At 51.0% G+C, this 16,650-nt stretch carries 14 protein-coding genes; 7 read left to right on the forward strand and 7 right to left on the reverse strand.

Going from position 1 to position 16,650, the window contains the following annotated elements; genetic code table 11:
- The first annotated feature begins 46 nt into the window (after positions 1-46).
- Positions 47-2,215 carry a RelA/SpoT family protein gene (locus tag F463_RS0111075; RefSeq protein WP_018987159.1) on the forward strand — a complete coding sequence of 723 codons (2,169 nt, stop codon included), beginning with the start codon at positions 47-49 and terminating at the stop codon, positions 2,213-2,215.
- Positions 2,216-2,229: 14 nt separating this feature from the next.
- Positions 2,230-4,296 (forward strand): ATP-dependent DNA helicase RecG, encoded by a 2,067-nt coding sequence (gene recG / locus F463_RS0111080; RefSeq protein ID WP_018987160.1) that lies wholly within the window; start codon positions 2,230-2,232, stop codon positions 4,294-4,296.
- A 28-nt stretch (positions 4,297-4,324) separates the two neighbouring features.
- On the opposite strand, the gene F463_RS0111085 is transcribed toward recG, so the two are convergent.
- The 3 genes from F463_RS0111085 to F463_RS0111095 form a co-directional block, all read right to left on the reverse strand.
- Positions 4,325-6,304 carry a putative bifunctional diguanylate cyclase/phosphodiesterase gene (locus tag F463_RS0111085; protein ID WP_018987161.1) on the reverse strand — a complete coding sequence of 660 codons (1,980 nt, stop codon included), beginning with the start codon at positions 6,302-6,304 and terminating at the stop codon, positions 4,325-4,327.
- Positions 6,305-6,459: 155 nt separating this feature from the next.
- Complete coding sequence (locus tag F463_RS0111090) at positions 6,460-7,038, reverse strand: antibiotic biosynthesis monooxygenase (protein ID WP_018987162.1); 579 nt, start codon at positions 7,036-7,038, stop codon at positions 6,460-6,462.
- 34 nt (positions 7,039-7,072) lie between these two features.
- Positions 7,073-7,963 (reverse strand): LysR family transcriptional regulator, encoded by an 891-nt coding sequence (locus F463_RS0111095; RefSeq protein WP_018987163.1) that lies wholly within the window; start codon positions 7,961-7,963, stop codon positions 7,073-7,075.
- 130 nt (positions 7,964-8,093) lie between these two features.
- Here F463_RS0111095 and F463_RS0111100 point away from each other — a divergent pair, with 130 nt between their 5' ends.
- The 5 genes from F463_RS0111100 to F463_RS14365 all read left to right on the forward strand — a co-directional run bounded on the left by F463_RS0111100 (position 8,094) and on the right by F463_RS14365 (position 13,611).
- Complete coding sequence (locus F463_RS0111100; RefSeq protein ID WP_018987164.1) at positions 8,094-8,954, forward strand: pirin family protein; 861 nt, start codon at positions 8,094-8,096, stop codon at positions 8,952-8,954.
- 116 nt (positions 8,955-9,070) lie between these two features.
- A complete protein-coding gene (ycaC, locus tag F463_RS0111105; RefSeq protein WP_018987165.1) occupies positions 9,071-9,697 on the forward strand; it encodes an isochorismate family cysteine hydrolase YcaC in 627 nt (208 codons plus the stop codon).
- Positions 9,698-9,952: 255 nt separating this feature from the next.
- Complete coding sequence (locus F463_RS15035) at positions 9,953-10,108, forward strand: hypothetical protein (protein ID WP_018987166.1); 156 nt, start codon at positions 9,953-9,955, stop codon at positions 10,106-10,108.
- Positions 10,109-10,223: 115 nt separating this feature from the next.
- The gene (locus F463_RS0111115) at positions 10,224-11,333 is read left to right on the forward strand and encodes a catalase family protein (RefSeq protein ID WP_018987167.1); all 1,110 of its coding nucleotides are present in this window, start codon (positions 10,224-10,226) and stop codon (positions 11,331-11,333) included.
- Between the two features lie 187 nt (positions 11,334-11,520).
- Entirely contained in the window at positions 11,521-13,611 is a 2,091-nt protein-coding gene (locus tag F463_RS14365) for a sensor domain-containing protein (RefSeq protein ID WP_018987168.1), read from the forward strand.
- On the opposite strand, the gene F463_RS0111125 is transcribed toward F463_RS14365, so the two are convergent.
- From F463_RS0111125 to F463_RS0111145, 4 genes are all read right to left on the reverse strand, one after another.
- The gene (locus F463_RS0111125; protein WP_018987169.1) at positions 13,588-13,911 is read right to left on the reverse strand and encodes a thioredoxin family protein; all 324 of its coding nucleotides are present in this window, start codon (positions 13,909-13,911) and stop codon (positions 13,588-13,590) included. The two genes, F463_RS14365 and F463_RS0111125, sit on opposite strands and share 24 nt — an antisense overlap.
- Positions 13,912-13,952: 41 nt before the next feature.
- Positions 13,953-15,020 carry a Fic family protein gene (locus F463_RS0111130; RefSeq protein ID WP_026295532.1) on the reverse strand — a complete coding sequence of 356 codons (1,068 nt, stop codon included), beginning with the start codon at positions 15,018-15,020 and terminating at the stop codon, positions 13,953-13,955.
- A 256-nt stretch (positions 15,021-15,276) separates the two neighbouring features.
- Positions 15,277-15,600, reverse strand: a complete 324-nt coding sequence (locus F463_RS0111140; protein WP_018987172.1) for a thioredoxin family protein — start codon at positions 15,598-15,600, stop codon at positions 15,277-15,279.
- 31 nt (positions 15,601-15,631) lie between these two features.
- The gene (locus F463_RS0111145) at positions 15,632-16,642 is read right to left on the reverse strand and encodes a virulence RhuM family protein (RefSeq protein WP_018987173.1); all 1,011 of its coding nucleotides are present in this window, start codon (positions 16,640-16,642) and stop codon (positions 15,632-15,634) included.
- Between the last annotated feature and the right edge of the window lie 8 nt (positions 16,643-16,650).

The raw sequence follows: 16,650 nt of genomic DNA on the forward strand, positions 1-16,650 counted from the left end.
GCCCCACACCCAAGGCGATTCTGCCCATCGCAAGTCCAGGCCTCCCATGGAGGAGGTCGATTTGCTCCCAGCTGACCGTGAGGACTCTCCCCTTACCCAGCTGATCCGCAAGTATCTCAATGAAGAAGAAGTGCAACTGGTTTGGCAAGCGTACCGCTATGCTGACCAGGCGCATGCCGGCCAAACGCGGAAAACCGGCGAACCCTATATCACCCACCCCATTTCCGTAGCCTGCATCCTGGCCAGGATGCACCTGGATTTACCCACCCTCTTGGCAGCCTTGCTGCACGATGTGGTGGAAGATACCGAAGTGGACAGTGCCGCCATTACCGAACGCTTTGGCAAACAGGTCGCGGACCTGGTCGACGGCCTGACCAAGCTCGACAAGGTAGAGCTGCAAACCGCCACCCAGGCACAGGCTGAAAACTTCCGCAAAATGCTGCTAGCCATGAGCCAGGACGTACGCGTGATCCTGGTCAAGCTGGCAGACCGTTTGCACAATATGCAGACCCTGGATGCGATGCGGAGCGAGAAACAAAAGCGCATTGCCCGTGAAACACTGGACATCTACGCGCCGATTGCCAACCGCCTGGGCCTGAACCCGATTTACCATGAGCTGGAAGACCTCAGCTTCAAATATCTCTACCCTAACCGCTACCGCGTGATTGACAAGGCCATCCGCACGGCACGCGGCCACCGCAAGGAAGTGGTCAGCAAAATTCAGGAAGCTATCCAGAACCAGCTGACCCAGTACCAGATTGAATATGACGTAGAAGGCCGCGAAAAGCACTTGTACAGCATTTACAAGAAAATGTCGGAAAAAGCGATGAAATTATCGCAAATTGGCGACATTTATGGCTTCAGAGTGATTGTGAAGGATACTGCTGCGTGCTACCTCGCACTTGGTGCCTTGCACGCTTTATATAAACCGATTCCTGGCCGTTTTAAAGACTATATTGCCATTCCCAAGGCCAACGGCTACCAGTCTTTGCACACAACCCTGTTCGGCCCGTTTGGAACGCCGATTGAAGTACAGATCCGCAGCCAGGAAATGCACAATATTGCCGATGCAGGCGTGGCTGCGCACTGGTTATACAAAACCACCGATGCACACCTGACCAAGCTACAGCAGCAAACACATCAATGGTTGCAACGGCTGGTGGAAATCCAGACCGAAAGTGATGACAGCCACGAATTCCTTGAGAACTTCAAGGTGGACCTGTTTCCCGACGAGGTCTATGTGTTCACGCCCAAAGGCAATATCATGGCTTTACCGCGGGGCTCAACGGCGGTTGACTTTGCCTATGCCGTGCACTCAGATGTCGGCAATAGCTGTGTCGCGGTTAAAATCAATAACGAACTGGCGCCTTTGCGTACCGAAATGCGTAATGGCGACCATGTGGAAATCATTACCGCGCCATTGGCCAAACCCAATCCGGCCTGGCTCAATTATGTGGTCACAGGCAAGGCACGTTCGCATATCCGGCATTACCTGAAAACTGTGAAGGTGGAAGAATCCGCGCAATTGGGCGAGCGCATGCTGAATGTGGCATTACGCGCCATGCATATCGAACCGGCGGCCCTGACAGACAAGCAATGGCAAAAAGTCATGAATGACTACGGCGTCAAAACACGCCAGGCTATTTTGACCGATATCGGCCTGGGTAAACGCAACAGCCTGATGGTGGCGCACCAGTTGGTAGCCCATCCGGCGGAGGCGGAAGAAAAATCTGCCAAAGTGCTGGACACCATCACCATCCGCGGTTCGGAAGGCATGGCCGTCCAGTTTGCCCAATGCTGCCGACCGATTCCTGGCGATCCTATCCTGGGCTTTATCAATAAAGATAAAGGCCTGGTCATTCATACGCATGATTGCCCGGCTATCCGCAAATTCAAGCTGGATCCGGAAAAATGGCTAGATGTGGAATGGGATGCCGATCCGAAGAAACTCTTCAGCGTCAACTTGCGCGTCACCGTGGTGGACGAGCGCGGCATGCTGGCCAAGATTGCCGCCACCATTTCCAATGCGGATGCCAACATTGATAACGTTAGCGTTGAAACCAGCGATGGCAGCCAGTACTCCAACGTCAATTTCACCGTGCAGGTGCATAACCGTGTGCACCTGGCAACCCTGATCCGCAACCTGCGCAAGATCCAGCAAATCGTACGGATCAACCGGGTCAAAGGCAACCAGCTGGAACAGCGCATCCAGTAACCGTCCCTGCCCGCATGCGTCCCTTGAGCGACATCAAAGGTTTTACGCCTGCCCTGTGCAGCCAGCTGGATAAACTGGGTATCCGCAGTGTGGAAGCGCTACTACTGCACCTGCCCCTGCGTTACCTCGACGAAACCCGTATCACCGCCATCCGCGATTTACGGCTTGGTGAGCAAAGCCAAATTGAAGGCGTGGTGGTGCATAACGAGGTGAGCTACAAGCCGCGCAAAATGCTCAATGTGCGGGTACAGGACGACACTGGCGTCCTCAACCTGCGTTTCCTGCACTTTTACCCCAGCCAAGTCTCCGCCATGCAAACAGGCCAGCGCCTGCGCGTATTTGGGGAAGTCCGTCCCGGATTTTTTGGCTATGAAATGGTGCACCCCACCCAGCGCAAAGTGAACGAGGATACCCCCGTCAACAATGCATTGACCCCAGTCTACCCAACCACCGCCGGCTTAAGTCAATCCGCCATCCGCAAAGCGGTGAAGCTGGTGTTGCATAGTGAGCACTTGTATGAAACCCTGCCAGACTGGGTATACCAGGCCATGCAGTTGCCAGATTTTGCCTGCAGCCTGCGGCTATTGCACCAACCTGGTCCAGAGACAGCCCTTAACACACTGGAAGACCGCACGCACCCGGCCTGGCAGAGACTGGCCTACGATGAACTACTCGCGCAACAGCTCTCCATGCGCCAGCATTATGCGCGACGTAAACAATCGCAGGCGCCCGCCATTCCCGGCTCACAACACCTGGTCGCCCGCTTGCTTGCCAGCCTGCCGTTCGCCCTGACGGCAGCCCAACAAAATGTTGTCCATGAAATCCAGCAAGACCTGGCACGCCCCCATCCCATGCAGCGTTTGCTGCAGGGTGACGTCGGTAGCGGAAAAACCATTGTCGCCTGCGTGGCGGCTTTACAGCTGATGGAGCATGGCTGGCAAGTGGCCATGATGGCTCCCACAGAAATTCTGGCCGAGCAACATTACAAAAAACTATGCAGCTGGTTACAGCCATTGGGGATCACGGTCGCTTGGCTCACCGGTAGCCAACCTAAAAAAGAACGTGAGCAATCACTCTCACTCATCGCAAATGGTAGCGCCATGCTGGCTGTGGGCACCCACGCCCTGTTCCAGGACGATGTGCAGTTCAAGCAACTGGGGTTAGCGATTGTCGATGAACAACACCGCTTTGGTGTGGGACAACGCCTGGCACTGCGCAAAAAGGGGACTGGAAAAAAGGACACTGTATCAAGTTGGGAACCGCACCAGTTAATGATGTCTGCGACGCCCATTCCGCGCACCTTATCCATGAGTTATTACGCCGACCTCGATGTATCGGTCATTGACGAATTACCTCCTGGCCGCACACCGGTCATCACCAAACTGGTGGCGGATGACAGACGGGATGAGATATTGCAGCGGGTACATGATGCCTGTGCCCAGGGCCACCAAGCTTACTGGGTATGCCCGCTGATCGAGGAGTCGGAAGCTCTGCAACTGCAAACCGCCAATGACACCTATGCCTATATGCAACAGGCGTTCCCGGAATTGCGCGTGGGGCTGGTGCATGGCCGCATGAAGCCCGCCGAGAAGCAGTCCGTGATGCAGGCGTTTGCCGCCAACGAAATTCATTTGCTGGTGGCCACCACCGTGATTGAAGTCGGCGTCGATGTACCGAATGCGAGTTTAATGGTCATTGAACATGCCGAACGCATGGGCCTCAGCCAGTTGCACCAGTTACGCGGGCGGGTCGGCCGCGGCGCGGCCAAGAGTACTTGTATTTTGCTGTACAGCAAACAGCAATGCTCACAGATTGGCCGCCAGCGGCTCAAAGTCATTTTTGAAAGTAACGACGGTTTCCAAATTGCCCAAGCGGATTTGCATATCCGTGGACCAGGAGAGTTGCTGGGTACCCGCCAGAGCGGGGTGCCCATGCTCAAAATTGCTGACCTGGAACGCGATGCAGACTTGTTGCAAATCGCCAAAACCAAGGCTGATCAATTACTGCAACGCGACCCTGCGGCGGTAGCTGCCCATTTACAGCGCTGGCTGAGTCAGGCAGAAGAGTGGGTCAAGGTTTGAATATTCCATTAACAGGCCCCAAACAGCATCAAGCCTTGCCAGGCAATGCCTGTGTCTGTTGCAGATGAGAAGGTTTGGACAGGGGTTGCGTGGCGGAGAGCAGGCTGCCTTCAAACGCTGGCAACGGGAGTGGTCGGCTGAACAGATAACCCTGGAAGCAATGGCAACCCATGTCTTGCAACAGTGTCACTTGCTGCTGCATTTCCACGCCTTCGGCAATCACGCTGTGTCCAAGATTCTTACCCATATTGATAATGGTCTGCACAATAAATGCATCGTAGCTGTTATACACAATATCCTTGATAAAGCTGCGGTCTATCTTCAACTCATCCAGCGGCAGGCGTTTCAATACCAACAGCGAAGATTGGCCGATGCCAAAATCATCCAGCGAAAAACTGATCCCCAGTGCTTTTAAGGCATCAATTTTCTCTATCACCTCATCCAGGTTTTTTACAATCAGGCTCTCGGTCAATTCCAGGCACAAGCGCCTGGGGTCACAGCCACTGGCCTGCACGGTCTCTGTCACGATCTGCACAAAATCCGGCTGGCTGAACTGGATCGCACTGACATTGACCGATAATTGCAATGACGCTGTCGCTGCAGAGTCTGACCAGCACTTGAGTTGCTGACAGGCCTGGGCCAGCACCCATTGCCCAATCGCCACAATTTCACCGGTCGCCTCGGCAATCGGGATAAACTGGTCTGGCGGGATCATGCCCAGCGTCGGATGTTGCCAGCGCAATAACAGTTCCGCACCAATGGGCTGTTGCTGGGCATCCACCTGCACCTGGTAATACAGCAGGAACTGGTTGGCCTGTAAGGCAAATGCCAACTCATTTTCCAACGTTGCCCGCATTTCTATGGCCGGATGCGTGGCTTCGTCATACATCTGTATGCTATTCAGGTTATCGGATTTTTTGGCCTGGTACATGGCAATATCAGCGCGCATTAACACGTCAGCCTGGCTGCAGTGATCGCCCAGGAACAGGCAGATCCCTATACTGGGGGCGGTGCGGTACCTGGTGTTTTGCAACTGAAACGGCTGTGAGAACACCGACATCATTTTTGCAGCCGCGGCCTGTGCGGCAGCAGCCGCCTCAGCCTTGTCAGTCGATAACTCATCCAGTACGGCGATAAATTCATCGCCGCCCATACGCGCAATGGTATCTTTTTTTCGTAAGCAGTCTTGCAGCCGCATGGCTACCTGCTGCAGTAACTCATCCCCGGCCTGGTGGCCTTTACTGTCATTGAGGCCTTTAAAATTATTCAGGTCCAGTGACAACACCGCGCCGTAGCTTTGGTTTCGCGCACAGCGCGCGAAAGCCTGGTTCAGGCGGTCTGCCAGTAGTCGCCGATTGGGTAAACCGGTCAGGAAATCATAATAAGCCAGCTGGTGGACTTTCTGATTATCCAGGTTGGAAGCAATGCGCAAGGAAATATTTTCGCGCAGGCTCAGCGCAAGGCTGCGACCAGCCACGGTGACATAAATGACATAGACGATAAACAACACCGCTAGCGCCAGAGACACCGAGTTGCCATGCATAATGAAGCGCGGAATCATGAACAACACAATACCGCCACTAAACAGGTTACTGGTGAGGGTATCTATCGAATAAATGATAATCGCGGCGCCAGACACGCCCACCAGCGCAAAAATCAGGAAAGCCTGGTGCGCGGTATCGGTCTCTGGAAACAGCAGAATGCCCGCCAGACCCCAGGCAATGCCGCAAAAGCCGGTGCTGGCGCGAAACCACTGCAACCAACGCCCACTATGCAAGGCATGCTGCTGGTCTTTTTCGTATTGGCGGGTCAGAAAGGCGCGCGCACCATAGGCAGTGAGAAAAACACCCGTCCAGACGCCGAGAATCGTATGATTGATCAACGGTTGCTGTACCAGCAAGAGCGCAACCATGACCACAATGGCGGCCATCAGCGACCTGCGATTGTTTGCGTACAGCATGTCCACAATTTCTGCGCGCAAAGCGGATGATTCCGCGACCGTGTTCAACGCATCTACCCCCTGCAGTTATTGTCATATGTCAACAACGGGTCATTCAGGCATAGACTTTAGTCTATGCGGGTATCATGCGCTCAAACGTAGAAAAAAACACTATTCCTGGCGGCGTTTTTCATCCAAACATCGCAAAAAAACTCTAAGAAATGTCAGCGGTGCAACCAGTGTCGTACGAGCTTGACGTACCGTGGCATCACCACATACACCATGAGTGCCACCACCACGGCAGTCACAAAAAAGGTATGTGCCACATGGTTTTGTGGCAGGCCAGCGGCATCCAGTAAAGGCACCACCAGCAATGGCGCCACACTTACCAGCGGAAAAATCGCCGACCAGGTCAGCAGAAACTGCTTCCAGCGCACGGGCGGTTTGGTGGACGCAGCATTAGGCTGCATAAACAGGAAGTCCAAGCCACTGCTAACCTGATATTCTTCCTGCCCAGCCAGTAAGTGGGCCGCTTTGGCAATCAGCGCTTGCCGTTCGGGAGAGTCCAGCCATTGCGTGAGGTGCCGCTCGGTTTCATAGCGAATCATCACCGAGTAGGTATCGGTATAGCCGGCAATGGGTCGGATAATATGCCAGTCGAGCAGGCCTGCCGATGACCGGCATACCGGGCCGATCTCCTGTAACCAGGTTTCATATTCGGCCTGCAATGCCGGATTCACATGATGCGTAATCACCACGCTGGCACCTTTTGTTTCCGGGGTTAAAGAGGCATTGTTTGTCATGCAAAGGCTCCTCGCCTGAAAAAGAATGTGTTTTTTAGGAATTTAGTAGAGGCTTTAAACTAGCCACTGCCAGGTCAATAAAACCACGTAATTTGGGTGGCATAAAGCGCTGTTTAGGGTACACCAGGTGCACCGCATCTGCCTGCCCACGCCACTCAGGCAATATTCTTTGTAACCCGCCAGTCTGGACACTCGGCTGGCAAATAAAGGTGGGCAATAAGGCAACCCCCTGCCCGCTTTCGGCCATGGCCCGCACGACGCCTATACTATTGACCAGCGTACGTGCCGCCAAAGGCACGCGGATTGCCGTGGTGCCGCGTTGCAAATCCCAATGATGACGGCCCATGGGCGTGAACTGCACACATTGATGTTGACCCAGGTCTGTTGGCGACGCAATTGCGCCAGCCTCATGCAGATATTGCGGACTGGCAAACAATGCCCATTGTATGGTGCCTAGTGATTTGGCAATCAGGCTGGAATCTCGCAGTTCGCCCGTACGTATCGCCACATCCACGCCTTCTGCCACCAGGTCCACATAACGCTCGGTCAGCATCAGTTCCAGTGACAAAGCCGGATAAGTCAGCTGCGTCTGTGCGACCAGGCCGCCGAGCAAGGCATCACCCAAGTCGGCGGGGGCAGTGACTTTTAAAACCCCTTGCGGCTGTTGTCGTGCTTCATCCAGTGCAGCCTCAGCCTCCAGCAAATACCCCAGCCCGGTAGAGGCATGCTCAAAATACAGCGTCCCTGCCTCGGTCAGGTTGAGCTTGCGCGTGGTCCGTTGCAGCAAGGTCACCCCCAGCCGTTTTTCTAACCGGGCCACCCGTGTGCTGATGGTTGAAGTGGGCAACCCTAGTTGCCGGGCTGCAGCGCTAAAGCTGCCCGCCTGTACCACTCTCACAAATACCGCGGCTTCGTTAAAGTCCATGGCCTATTGTTCATTTAATTGAAAAGTTATTTCACATTTAACCATCTAGTGTATTAAAAGTCATCTATTTATAGTGTGAACCATGCAATCACGAAACAACGAATCAACAAATTTTTTGAAAGGAAACACCATGAAAAAACTGTCTTTTATCAAACGTAGCAATGGTAATCACTGGGTGGGTGACGGCTTTCCGGTACAGAGCATTTTTTCATACCGTGATATCGCCGAACAGATTTCACCTTTCCTGCTGATGGATTACGCCGGTCCTGCCAGCTTTGAGCCCACCACTCAACGCCGTGGCGTCGGCCAGCACCCGCACCGTGGATTTGAAACCGTCACCATCGTCTATGACGGTCAGGTTTCCCACCATGACTCCACCAATGCCGGTGGCACCATAGGCCCCGGTGAAGTGCAGTGGATGACCGCTGGCAAAGGCATTATCCATGAGGAATACCATGGCGATGACTATGCACGTAGCGGTGGTCGGTTTGAGATGATCCAGTTGTGGGTCAACCTGCCGGCCAAGGACAAAATGACGGCACCAGGTTATCAAGGCATCACGCGTGAGCAGATACCAGAGATCGCCTTGCCCGGTGAAGCAGGCAAGGTACGTGTGATCGCCGGTGAATATGCAGGCCAAAACGGCCCAGCCAACACCTTCAGCCCCATGAATGTGTGGGATGTGCGCCTCAATGCCGGCACACGCACCACCTTCACCCTGCCGGAAGGCCATACCACCGCCATTTTTGTGCTGCATGGCGCGGTGAAAACCGGTGAGGTGCATACCATACGGCCTGCCGAGCTGGCCGTGATGCAGCGCGAAGGCAACGAACTGGTATTGCAGGCACAGCAAGACACCGTGTTGCTGCTACTTAACGGTGAACCGCTGAATGAGCCTGTCGTCGGTCATGGTCCGTTTGTCATGAATAGCTGGGAAGAAATTGACCAGGCCATTAATGACTACAACCAGGGCCGTTTTGCTACCGCTTAACTTTAAAACATTCAACCACTTTTAAAACCGGAGACTCAGCCGCCAGTACTTTTAGCATGACCGCTGGCGGCGGTGATCTCCAAACAACGACACTTAATCTTGAGAGGATATTTATCATGAACAACAAACCTTACGTACGCCTGGACCGTGACAATGCAGTAGTATTGCTGGTAGACCATCAAGCCGGCCTGCTTTCACTGGTACGCGATATCGAGCCAGACCGTTTCAAAAACAACGTGCTGGCCCTAGCCGATGCTGCCAAGTTTTTTAACTTGCCTACCATTTTGACCACCAGCTTTGAAACCGGCCCTAACGGCCCGCTGATGCCGGAACTTAAAGCCTTGTTCCCTGATGCGCCTTATATCGCCCGCCCCGGCCAGATCAATGCCTGGGATAATGAAGACTTTGTCAAAGCCATCAAGGCCACCGGTAAAAAGCAATTGATTATCGCTGGCGTAGTGACTGAGGTCTGCGTCGCTTTCCCTGCACTTGCTGCGATTGAAGAAGGCTTTGAAGTGTTTGTGGTGACCGATGCCTCAGGCACTTTTAACGAAATCACCCGCGATGCTGCCTGGGACCGTATGTCGTCTGCGGGTGCTCAACTCATGAGCTGGTTTGGGGTCGCCTGCGAACTGCACCGGGACTGGCGCCGTGATATCGAAGGTTTAGGCACTTTATGCGCCAACCATATTCCTGATTACCGCAACCTGATGACCGCTTTTAATGCCCTGCAAGCCAAATAGCAAAAAACTTGCAATGGCGTGAATCTTTTAACAATACTTTTGTCTAAATGTATCCATTGCAAGTATTTGTTCATAAAGCGTTTCCTACATCACAATAGGATTTCTGCTTATTAAGTATTCAGGCCTATCAGCGTAATCTGCAATTGTCGCGTTTGTAAGTTCATGTCGAAATATTTTCGAATTGAACTTCACAACAAGACAAACACGGCAGCCTTAACGGCTGCCGTTTGTACTCAACTCAGAAGGAGTATGCAAATGCCTAGAGGATCCAGCCCCAAGCGCGAACACGAATACGACAAACTCAAAACCGAGTTTAAAAAAGAGCACCGCTACCCCGGCCGCGAAGAAGAAGTGGCCGCCCGCATCGTCAACAAGCAACGCAAAAAGGCCGGCGAAACCAAAGACACTTGAACGCATAGGCACAACAAACACGTGACCAAATTTTCAATAAATAATTACCCAGGTTTGCGATCTTAATCATGGCAATAAGTGACCGGCAAACTGGTTCAAACAAGTGGGGGTTGTCATGGAACAGACTAGTCATATCGGAATTTCCCCCCTCAAATACCAACCGGGGTTTGAGGTGCTGGAAGAGAGCGAAACGCAGAGTCGCGATAACCTGCAATACACCTTACGTAAAATCTCAGAAATCAGTTATGGGCAGTCAACCTATAGTGCACGTAGCGTGCATGTGAAAAGCCATGGCCTGATTTCCGCCGAAATGGAAATTTACGATAACCTGCCCGCCCCCTTTGCGCAGGGCATCTTTGCCAAACCTAAAACCTTACCACTGGTCATGCGTTTTTCCACCGTGCCGGGTGATATCCTGCATGACAAAACCTGCACACCACGCAGCCTGGCCATCAAGGTGCTCGGTGTAGAGGGCGAAAGACTCCCCGGGAGCGAAGAAGCCATCACCCAGGACTTTTTATTTGTGAATGGCGCCAGCTTTATGTCATCCAGCGTACAAGTGTTCCTTTCCAACCTCAAGCACATCGCTTGCACACCAGATACCAGCACTGAGTTCCGCCACTTTTTATCGCAAATATTCCGCTCCACTGCCAAATTGATAGACTCCCTGCGGAATGGTCAGCAATTACTGATCAAAAACCTGCACCAAGCCCAGGAGACCAATATCCTCGGTGAAACCTACTTTAGCCAAGACCCGATCATGTACGGCAATTACATGGCTAAAATTGCTTTTGTCCCCATTGCGCCAGAGCTGATTGCCCTCACCAATAAACCCATAGACCTGTTTGCCTCAGACGGACTCAGAAAATCGATTGTCGATTTCTTTGTGTCGCGGACTGCCGTCTGGGAAATGCGCGTACAACTATGCACAGATATCCACAAAATGCCGATTGAAGACTCCACCGTGATCTGGTCAGAAGACAGTTCGCCTTACGTGCCAGTGGCACGGATAACCGCCAAACCACAAATTGCCTGGAGCCCTTATCGTTCGCATGTGGTAGATGAAGGCATGCTGTTCTCACCCTGGCATGGCATTACCTCTCACCGCCCACTGGGATCCGTCATGCGGCTCCGGAAAATGAGCTATGAAATGGCTAAAAAAATGCGGGCAGAAAAAGAAGATGCTCGCATCTGCGAACCGACTAGTCTGGATGATTTGTGCTGATTCACCCTGCTGACACAAAGGCTCCACATGGAGCCTTTTTTATTGGCGTGACAAACATGGTTGAAGAATTGACTTGCGTGGCAACATATTGATATTTAAGAAAAATTAAATATGACCGAAAACAATTTAAGGATACAACTTGTGGAAAGATGGGAATAAATCAATATTTAGAATATTCATTCATTTTATGAAAAAAATTAAAAATCAACCTATTGAAAGTGATCAATATATCCAGACCCTGATTGATAACTTTCCTTTCATGGTCTGGCTCAAGGATGAGGATAGCCGCATCCTGGTGGCGAATACTGCCTATGCCAACATGGTAGGGGTCAAATCAAGTGCCGAGCTGATAGGAAAAACCGATTTTGATTTTTTTCCGCCCGATTTAGCCCAGGAATATGTCGATGGCGATCAAAAAGCCATGGCTAGCACCTCCCCCAGTGCCGTGACTGTGCCCATTAAAAACGCTGATGGTGAGTATTACTGGATAGAGTCTTATAAATCAGCCGTGGTGGTAGATGGCAAAGTGGTCGGCTCGCTGGGTTACGCCAGGGATGTGACGGAAAATATCCAAAAAGAAAACGAATACAAATCCATCGTAGAAAACTCTTCCAACTGCATTGCCAAATACAATCGCGACTGTGAGCGTATCTTTCTCAATAAAGCCAATTCCCTGTTCTATGAAGTGGATTCCGCCAGCCTGATCGGCAAATCCCCCTCGCAATATCCTGGTGGGGCCTCTGCCAAAGCGCTGGAAAAAAGTATACGTGAGGTTTTCCAAAGCGGCCAAAACCAGCATGTTGCCTTCCGGCTGACCACCCAACATGGCAAGCACAAAATCATGGATACGGTGCTGACGCCCGAATTTAATGCCATCAACGAAGTCATTGCCGTCATCGCCATCGGGCAAGATATGACGCAGTCCTATGAAAACCTGGACCGCATTCATCACCTGGCTTATTTTGACTCCATCACCCGCCTACCCAACCGCATTTCATTGCTCGAAGTGCTAGATCACTGCATTAAAAAAACGCAGCGCGCAGCGTCCTCATTTGCATTTCTGATGCTGGACCTGGATGGCTTTAAAGCGGTGAATGATTTGCTCGGCCACGCTGAAGGCGACCTGCTGCTTTATGAAATGGCCAGGCGGATTGAGCGTTCAGTGAGACCTACCGATACCGTTGCCCGCCTGGGCGGCGACGAATTTGCCATCGTGCTCTCAGACGTGCAAGACCCTAAAAATGCCGGGCTGGTTGCAAAAAAAGTGCTTGAGTCCATCAAGCAACCCATCCTGATCCGTGGCACTGAACTATTTATTTCTGCCAGCATAGGCATCGTGATCTGCCCAGACCATAGCAGCGATGCCAGCGATATTGTGAAGTACTCCGATATCGCCATGTACAAGGCCAAAAAACAAGGTCGAAACAACTACCAGTTTTACTCCCCCGACCTCTCGCAAACCACCATAGAACGCATAGACATTGAGCGCTCACTACGCACCGCCCTCCAAAACGATGAGTTTTTGCTGCACTACCAGCCACAGGTAAATTTAGAGACAGACAAAATTGTCGGCGTAGAAGCGCTGTTAAGGTGGCACCGCAATCACAACGAAATGATTCCCCCCAACCGGTTTATCGGCATTGCAGAAGATTCAGGATTCATTATTGAGATCGGTGAGTGGATCATGCAAACCGCATTCAAAGATGCCGTCAGGTGGAACACCGGCCGCACAGACCCCATTACCGTCGCCATCAACTTATCCAGCCGCCAGTTTATTCATAACAACCTGCTCAACTCCATCCGGCACCTGTTAAAGAAAACCCATTGCAACCCGGCCTGGATCACATTAGAAATTACTGAAAGCCTACTCCTGAGCGACAGCGCACATATCCGCAAAACCCTAAAAGCGCTGGATAGCCTGGGCTTCAGAATCTCGCTAGACGACTTTGGCACCGGCTACTCCGCCCTCAGTTATTTAAACAAATTCCCCGTCAGTGAAATCAAAATTGACCAGTCGTTTGTGCAAGGCATTGCAGACAACAACGACCACAGGCTGATTGTGCAGGCGATTATTTCCATGGCAAAAAGCCTGGGTAAAGAACTGGTGGCAGAAGGCGTGGAAACTGCCGCCCAAGCCAAATATTTACAAAGCTACGACTGCAAAGTGGTACAAGGCTATTTTTTTAGTAAACCCAAACCCTTTGATGAAATTGACATGCAAGCCTCCTGGGGCCTCATGTTCAAGAAACCTATACTACCCACCCGCCTGCTGCGCTGAAATCAACGCCAACCCCGATTTCAACTCCCCGGCGTCAATCTCCCTCACCAAGCGCTTAAGCTCAACACCATCTTTCATCAAAATCAGCGTCGGCCATAACTTCACCTGAAACGACCTGCCCAGCCTGCGGCCTTTGCCATCTTCAATTTTAATGTGGCGGATGTTAGGGAAATGACTTAACTCAGAGGTAATCGTGACCTGCGCGGCCTTGCAATAGCCGCACCAACTGGCGCCAAACTCAAGAACGGTGGCACCTGTGAGAGCATTAATTTCTTCGCGGGTGGGTTCTAATTGTGTCATCGACTAAAATATTGTCCGATCTCAATAGGCGCTCTATCCCGCTACTGACCCTGTAATATCTGATTCAGCGCTACGTTAATATAATAATTACTACGTCCGATTTTATGCTTTTGTACAAAACCTGCTTCATCCAAAGCATCCATATACTTGGTTGCAGTCAATCGAGAAACTTTTAGGTCTTGCTGTACAAACTCAATTTTGGTGTAAGGATGATTAAACAGATTGTTAATCAAGTCCTGGCTATAAAACTTAAACTCTGCGCGAATACGGTGTTTATAATCGAACAACGCCGTTTTGATGGCATGAATCGTGGTAATGGTTTGCCCTGCTGTTTGCTCAACCGCCTGTAACATATAAAGCACCCAATCTTCCCAGGCATCACTATCCCGCACAGCCTGCAGCAAACGATAATAATCTGACTTGGTGCGAACAATATGGCTGCTTAAATACAATACTGGCACGTCCAGCAAACCCTCTTTAACCAAATACAACACATTGAGGATTCTCCCCGTCCGACCATTACCATCATAAAAAGGATGGATACTCTCAAACTGATGATGAATTAACGCCATTTTAATTAATGGATCTAATGGACATATATCTGCATCATTGATGAATTTTTCTAGATCAGTCATCAATCCAATAATTTCTGCTGGGTCTTGCGGCGGCATATAAACCACATCGCCCCGCGCATTTTTGAGTGATGTTCCCGGCAACTTGCGAAACCCTGCATTGGTACGCTCTAGCTCAGCTTGCATTGCCACAATTTGATTACTCGTAATTAAGCCATTTTGAGTAACACTCTCAAAACCTAATCGCAACGCCTGTCTATATCGCAATACCTCTTTGGCAGCGGGATTTGCCAAAGCCTCTGGTAGCACTGCATCTCTAAACAACTCATCATGTGTGGTGACTATGTTTTCAATTTCAGAGCTATCTTTCGCCTCTTGCAAACCCAGCGTGTTGATTAAAATACCTTGGTTAGGAATAGAAGCGGCCACGCCTTTCAGCTCCGCCAACTTTCGACTAGTAATGGCAAGCTGCTTAAGGATTAATGGATGATCAAATCGGCTGAAATCTAATTGGTTTAATGAAGCAAGTAACATCATTTCACGCATCGCCTATATGTATAGAGATTCTTAATTTTTTATGCACTTTATCATTGATGTGTATAAAAATCTCAATTTTCTATACATATGAAAGTGGATGTGTATAGATTTAAGCAAAGATGCACTATTCAGTTTTAATCTCGCACCACTGGTGCGAGTTTTGGCATTTGTGCAAGGCTACTTCTATAGTAAACCCAAACCCTTTGATGAAATTGAGATGCAAACCTCATGGGGCCTGATGTTCAAGAAGCCAGTGCTACCCACCCGCCTGCTGCGCTGAAATCAACGCTAATCCAGATTTCAACTCCCCCGCGTCAATCTCCCTCACCAAGCGCTTAAGCTCAACACCATCTTTCATCAAAATCAGCGTCGGCCATAACTTCACCTGAAACGTCCTGCCCAACCTGCGGCCTTTGCCATCTTCAATTTTAATGTGGCGGATATTGGGGAAATTAGCCAGTTCAGAAGTAATCGTAGGTTGCGCAGCCTTGCAATAGCCGCACCAGCTGGCGCCAAACTCAAGAACGGTGGCGCCGGTGAGAGCATTTACTTCTTCGCGGGTGGGTTCTGCGTTTTCCATTTGATCACTATCGTAGTCGCATCGCTGATGCTTAGTTGCCCGTGCGGTTTTTGATTCTTTTTTCTAAATCACTCAATTCAGCCTCATCTTGCAGATCTGCTGCCTGCGCCTCATCAAGCTTGCGGCGCTCATCATAGCCAGCAAATAACTCACCAACCCTAGACTCCATACGTGCATGGTTCACAGAGCCAGCACCACTCAGCAGCGGAAAGCCGTTGCTGGTAATAATCTGCCCAACATTCTCCTGCCAAAAAGCCATAGTCGTTATTGTTTGGCGCTTGGCGCGTAACTCAGCCGTTTCCAAAAAGATCACCACCAAACGGTTGAGCGTATCAATTTCGTCTTCGGTCAGGTAGTTTTTCGCCACAACGATATCCTGCTTGCGCACTTGCGAACCTTTCCAGGTCAACAAACCAAAATGGGCATCATCAGGGTTTGCACGGGCAAGAATGATCTCAGCAGCGGTGTGTTGTGTGACGGCATATAGCAACACATTTTGCACAGTGGCAAAAAACTGCTGCGTGGCTTGGTCCGTTTTATCATAGTCACTGGCTAACGAAAACAGGTCTCGCACTTTCTGGTAAAAACGCTTTTCCGAGGCACGAATATCCCGGATGCGCTCCAGCATTTCATCAAAATAATCCGGGCGGCCATCAGGATTTTTCAGGCGCTCGTCATCCATGACAAAGCCCTTGCGCAAGTACTCTGCCAACACAGTGCTGGCCCAGCGGCGAAACTGCACACCCCTCGGTGAGCGCACGCGATAACCTACGGCCAAGATGGCATCGAGATTGTAGAGGGTAACGTGTCGACGCACTTCACGACCACCCTCAATTTGAACTACCGAGGATTCCTCGGTAGTTGCCTCTAACTGTAACTCGCTATCTTCGTAAATATTCTTTAGATGTAGGCTTATGTTATCTGTGGAAACATTAAATAACTCTGCCATTTGCCGCTGAGTAAGCCAGACCGTACCCCGATCAGCTCTAAGTTGCACTTGGGCTTGACCGTCTTCACTGGTATAAAGAATTAGCTGCGTCATATTAAACT

The organism is Methylophilus methylotrophus DSM 46235 = ATCC 53528 (assembly GCF_000378225.1).
GTDB classification, from domain to species: domain Bacteria; phylum Pseudomonadota; class Gammaproteobacteria; order Burkholderiales; family Methylophilaceae; genus Methylophilus; species Methylophilus methylotrophus.